Source organism: Noviherbaspirillum malthae (genome assembly GCF_015352985.1).
Taxonomy (GTDB): domain Bacteria; phylum Pseudomonadota; class Gammaproteobacteria; order Burkholderiales; family Burkholderiaceae_D; genus Noviherbaspirillum; species Noviherbaspirillum malthae.
Genome location: NZ_JACYXF010000165.1, coordinates 1 through 1893, shown reverse-complemented (window position 1 = coordinate 1893; position 1893 = coordinate 1). Strand labels below are relative to the sequence as shown.

Genomic DNA, 1893 nt, shown 5'->3' with positions numbered 1-1893 from the left:
TGCTGAACATCGCCGGCCACCCGCTGCACGGCCAAGCCATCCGCGACTTCGCTACCCCCACCGCACCGTTCTTCCCCACCTTCGCCAGCACCGAACAGGCCGACGACGTCGAGGAAAGCCTCTCCGCTTTAGCGGGCATCCCCCAATTCACCGACACCCACCGCCTGCTGCGCTTCACCTCCCCGCTGCCGCCCGAGAAAACCCTCATGGTCGACACGCTGCACGCCCATGCCGCCCTGTCCGAACCCTTCCACCTGCGCCTGCAGCTGCTCTCCACCCACGCCGGCATCGAACTCAAGGAACTCATGGGCAAGAACGTCACTGTCGGCATCGAGCAGGACGACGGCAGCGAGCACTACTTCAACGGCTACATCCACCACTTCGCCTTTTCCCATGCCGACGGCGGCTTCGCCTGCTACCACGCCGAAGTCCTGCCCTGGATGTCGTTTCTGACCCGCCGCGTCAACTGCCGCATCTTCCAGGACGAGACCGTGCAGCAGGTCATCGACCGCGTGCTGCGCGAAGACTATCAGGGCATCGCCGACTACCAGTTCCGCTTAGCCGGCGAGTACCAGCCCGAGAACTACATCGTCCAGTACCACGAGTCCGATGCGCATTTTCTCAGTCGCCTGATGGAGCGCTACGGCCTGTTCTACTACTACGAGCACCGCGCCAACGGCCATACCCTCGTCATCAGCGACGACTCCTGCAACGCCGCCTTCTGCCAGCCGCATGTGCATCATGCCAAGGTGGAGTTCAACGGCGGCCACCGCACCCACCACCGCGGCGGCATCAGCCAGCTCTCGGCCCAGCGCAACCTGCAGTCCTCGCGCGTGGCGCTCAACACCTTCGACTTCAAGGCGCCGTCCACGCCGCAGTATGTCGAGCAGCCCACGCTGGCCAGGCAGGGCGACGTGCCGGAACTGGAAGTGTTCGACGGCAACCCGGCCTTCATGTACCGCAATGCCGGCGAAGGCGCACACGAGGCGAAGCAGAGGATGGAAGTGCTGGAATGGCAGGCCAAGCTGTTCGGCGGCGCCTCGGACTGCCGCAGCCTGTCGCCGGGCCGCACCTTCCAGCTGACCGAGCACCACTGGTTCGACGGCCATGACGAGAGCGATGCCGACTTCCTGGTGGTATCGGTGAGCATCGACGCCCGGAACAACTTCGCCGACCGCGGCAACACGCCGGTGTATGCCAACAGCTTCAGCTGCATCCGCCGCAAGATTCCGTACCGGCCCAGGCGCCGGCACGGCAAGCCGCGCATGCCCGGCCCGCAGACGGCCACGGTGGTCGGTCCCAAGGGGCTGGAAATCCATACCGATCCGCACGGTCGCATCAAGGTGCAGTTTCCCTGGGACCGCTACGGCCGGCACGACGAGCGCAGCTCCTGCTGGATCCGGGTGTCGCAGCCATGGGCCGGTGCCGGCTGGGGGACTGTCGCGATCCCGCGCATCGGTCAGGAAGTCATCATTGACTACCTCGAAGGCGATCCCGACCGGCCGGTATGTACCGGTCGCCTGTACAACAGCGCGCAGCCGCTGCCGTACGCGTTGCCGGGCGCGGCGCACGTGATGGGCTTCAAGAGCCGTTCGACGCCTGGCGGAGGCGGGTACTGCGAGATGGTGATCCATGACCGGAAGGGTCAGGAGCTGATCAACATCCATTCGCAGAAGGACATGGTGACCACGGTGCAGCACACGCAGGCCACTGTCGTGAACGGACCGCACCAGACGAATACGGTGACGAACGGCTTCCATGTGACGAAGGTGAAGAAGCGGGTGGAGCTGGAGTCGCAGACGGAGTTCATCAAGCTCAAGGCGGCGACGGGGATCGTGCTGGAGGTGGGGGCGAGCCGGATCGAGATGGAGGCGAACGGGAAGATCACGATAC

Annotated in this window: 1 protein-coding gene; it reads left to right on the top strand. The window is 65.0% G+C overall.

Going from position 1 to position 1893, the window contains the following annotated elements; genetic code table 11:
• Positions 1 to 1893 (top strand): type VI secretion system Vgr family protein (locus IGW03_RS37500; RefSeq protein WP_194727464.1); only part of this gene is annotated, 1893 nt, incomplete at both ends.